Raw genomic sequence first — 3282 nt, forward strand, 5'->3', positions numbered from 1 at the left:
GAATGTGAAACATGGCGCCCTGGCGTTCGGGACCGATCCACACCAGGTGGAGTCTATTACCAGGAGCATCAGGAAAATCACCCCAAAGCCACTCATCATTAAACTGACGCCTAATGTGACCGATATAACATCGATTGCAAAGGCGGCTGAGAACGGCGGGGCTGATGCTGTCTCATGTATCAATACGCTTGTCGGAATGGTGATCGATACGAAAAAGAAGCGTCCGGTTTTTCCCGGCAAGACCGGTGGGCTCTCAGGTCCCGCGATCAGACCGGTGGGCGTTGCAATGACCTGGAAGGTTGCCCACAGCATCTCGATTCCGGTTATCGGCATGGGTGGAATAATGAATTTTGATGATGCGCTTCAGTATTTTATGGCAGGAGCATCCGCAATTCAGGTCGGCACCGGCATGTTTGTCGATCCCGCTCTGCCGGAAAGAATTTTCACCGGCCTGCTCGAATACTGCACAAATGAAACAATTAATACTGTCCATGATATCGCACATTTATCCGATTAATACGGTGAAAACCGTCTATCTCCATTTTATACGCCCTTTATCCAATGATAAATATTCCTTTATTTATACATCACCCTTTGGTATTTTACAGTATTTTGCGTACCAGAAATCTCAGGAACATGTATCATGAAAAAGCATCTGCTCAATCGGACGTTTGTACTCCTGGCCCTGTTCGTATGCCGGATATTCGGCCAACAGCAAATCCCCGGCAGTCTCTCGGAACTCAAAGAATCGTATAAGAAATCTCAGGCCCAAACGCAAAGCCTTGTAGAATCCCGCAACATTCTACCCGGCCTGGCCGAAAACGATTTTGCCCAGACAAGTGGCGGGCTTCAAAATCAGATAATTCTCGACAAAAGGATCGATCCCGAAAAGTATACTCTGGGCCCCGGTGATGAGATTACCATTTCGGTGTGGGGAAACAGTGAAAAAAATTATGTCCTCTTGATTGATAGTGAAGGCCGGTTACAGATTCCCCTTGTCGGCTCAATTCACCTTGCAGGCAAGAGTCTGGCGGAAGCCAAAAAAGAAATCAAAGATGAAATGATGCAGATCCATAAAGATGTCAAGATCACCATTATTCTCTCTGCTATCCGTCGATTCAAGTGTTACGTGGTTGGTGAAGTCAAACAACCGGGGGGCTATATCATTACCGGCGTAACCAGGGTTTCCGATCTCATCGATGCAGCCGGCGGCATTAACGGTTCAGGAAAACACCGGTATATCGTTATCGAGAATCAAAGCAAAGCAACCCGATATGCCGATCTGGACGCTTTTATGAAGAATAATATAATCGAAGCCAATCCCTATCTTGTTGAAGGTGACAGGGTTTTTGTCCCCAAAACTAAAGATTATATCTCGCTCCGCGGCGCCGTTCAGTATGAGGGCAACTACGATATTCTCGATACCGAACCGCTTTCTTCAGTTATCCAGGCAGCCGGCGGCATTGCCCGAGGCGCAGATACCAGCAAGATTCTTGTGACCAGATTCGTAGACAAACACGACCAATTAGAGCATATAACGCTCAGTCTTAGTGAAACCGGATCGTTTCTCATTAAAAAGGATGATCGGATATTTATTCCTTATATACCCGAATATCGGGTCCACCGAAAGGTCCAGATACGAGGTGAAGTACAATTTCCGGGCACCTACCCGATTCAGAAAGACAAGACCACCCTCCTGGATATTATCAATATGGCGGGCGGCCTTACCGATGACGCCTATCTTGCAGGAAGTAAAATTGTCAGAAGGACCTTTACAAAAGTCGGCGACCGTGAATTCGAACGACTCAAAACCGTCCCTGTCCAGGCCCTGACTCCTCTTGAAAGAAGCTACCTGAAATCAAAACTTACCGAAGAAGAAGGAATTGTCAGTCTGGATTTTGACGATCTGATTAATAATGGAGGCGGCGATTATTACAACATAACACTCCGTGACAATGATGTTGTCACCATTGCCCGAAAAAGCCTTACGGTAAAAGTAACCGGCGCTGTTGTATCGCCGGGACTTGTCAGTTACAAAGACGGCGCTCATTATAAATACTATATTAATAAGGCCGGTGGTTTTAATACCGACGCCAGAAAACGTTCGATTATGATTATCAAGGGCGGCACCGAAATCTGGCTAAAACCCCGAAAAGCAGAAAAAATCGAAGCCGGTGACGCCATCTGGGTGCCCGAAAAACCCTATCAGGATACCTGGGCACTATCAAAGGATATCATCCTTATTCTCGGCTCTATCGGTACGCTTTTAATGTCGTATATTACTATTTCCACTGCTATCCAGGATTGACGGTCCATGGGCAAAAAGAAAAAACTCTCCGCCCTTCCGGGAGCGTGCGGTATCTTTTTACTCTTGTTATCCTGTGCAACTGTGCCGCGCTACAACCGTAAACCAACCTGCGGTACCGCGCAAAATCAGCCCCTTCCAAACAACCCGAAAAAATCACCTTCGGCAAACACGAAAGGTACCGCATCGTATTACGGCAAAAAATTCCACGGAAAAAAAACGGCAAACGGCGAGCGTTTTGATATGCACGCCCTCACTGCGGCCCATAAAACCCTTCCCTTTAACACACGAGTGAAAGTAACAAATTTTAATAACAATCGATCGGTAATTGTTCGGATAAACGACAGGGGGCCCTTTAAAAAAGGCCGCATTATCGATTTATCACGGGGTGCTGCAAAAAAAATAGGCCTGATACAGACCGGCGCCGCACCAGTCAGGCTCGAGATACTGCCATGAGAGTTTTGCCTGTTTTTCATTATTTACCAACCGCAAAAGGCATGCTCAGCAACCGGCTCGCCGGAGAATCTATCTATCCATTCTATGCATCGTTTAAACTGACTTCCCGATGTCATTTCGGGTGCCCTTTTTGCAATGTGAGACATAACCGCACTCCCGACCTTTCGACCCGGGATATTCAACGTATCCTGGACAATCTTTCCCGATCATCAATTCTCATGACCAGTTTTGAAGGCGGCGAGCCGCTGTTGCGTGAAGACATCGGCGAACTGCTGGAGTATGCTTCCCGCTGCAAATTCTATCTTCTCTTTACCACCAGTGTTAGAAATCTGCTTGAGTATCCGCTTCATACTTACGCACGGTATATCGATTTCTTTCACGTCTCTATCGACGAAGGACACAACAATCTTGACATGTACGACCTGTTGCCGGAGTTAACCAAACTTCCTACCCAGGTTTCGGTTCAGGTGGTTGTTACAAGGGATACTGTTGATGCGCTGGAAAAGAAAGTGGCTCAATGC

General features: G+C 46.8%; 4 protein-coding genes. All 4 read left to right on the plus strand.

Annotated features, from left to right (window positions below; all coding sequences use genetic code 11):
- Window positions 1-517 (plus strand): dihydroorotate dehydrogenase (locus GF401_04900; GenBank protein ID MBD3344384.1); only part of this gene is annotated, 517 nt, incomplete at its 5' end.
- 126 nt (window positions 518-643) lie between these two features.
- Window positions 644-2308, plus strand: a complete 1665-nt coding sequence (locus GF401_04905; GenBank protein ID MBD3344385.1) for a hypothetical protein — start codon at window positions 644-646, stop codon at window positions 2306-2308.
- A 6-nt stretch (window positions 2309-2314) separates the two neighbouring features.
- Window positions 2315-2761, plus strand: coding sequence for a septal ring lytic transglycosylase RlpA family protein (locus GF401_04910; protein ID MBD3344386.1), 447 nt, complete (start codon window positions 2315-2317; stop codon window positions 2759-2761).
- The coding region (locus GF401_04915; protein MBD3344387.1) for a radical SAM protein at window positions 2758-3282 on the plus strand (525 nt) is incomplete at its 3' end. The genes GF401_04910 and GF401_04915, both read left to right, overlap by 4 nt.

It is taken from the genome of Chitinivibrionales bacterium, assembly GCA_014728215.1.
Lineage (GTDB): Bacteria > Fibrobacterota > Chitinivibrionia > Chitinivibrionales > WJKA01 > WJKA01.

Excerpts from the sequence above, each read along its gene's own strand:
- GF401_04910 (MBD3344386.1), top strand. The coding sequence starts at position 2,315 with ATGGGCAAAAAGAAAAAACTCTCCGCCCTTCCGGGAGCGTGCGGTATC.
- GF401_04905 (MBD3344385.1), top strand. The coding sequence starts at position 644 with ATGAAAAAGCATCTGCTCAATCGGACGTTTGTACTCCTGGCCCTGTTC.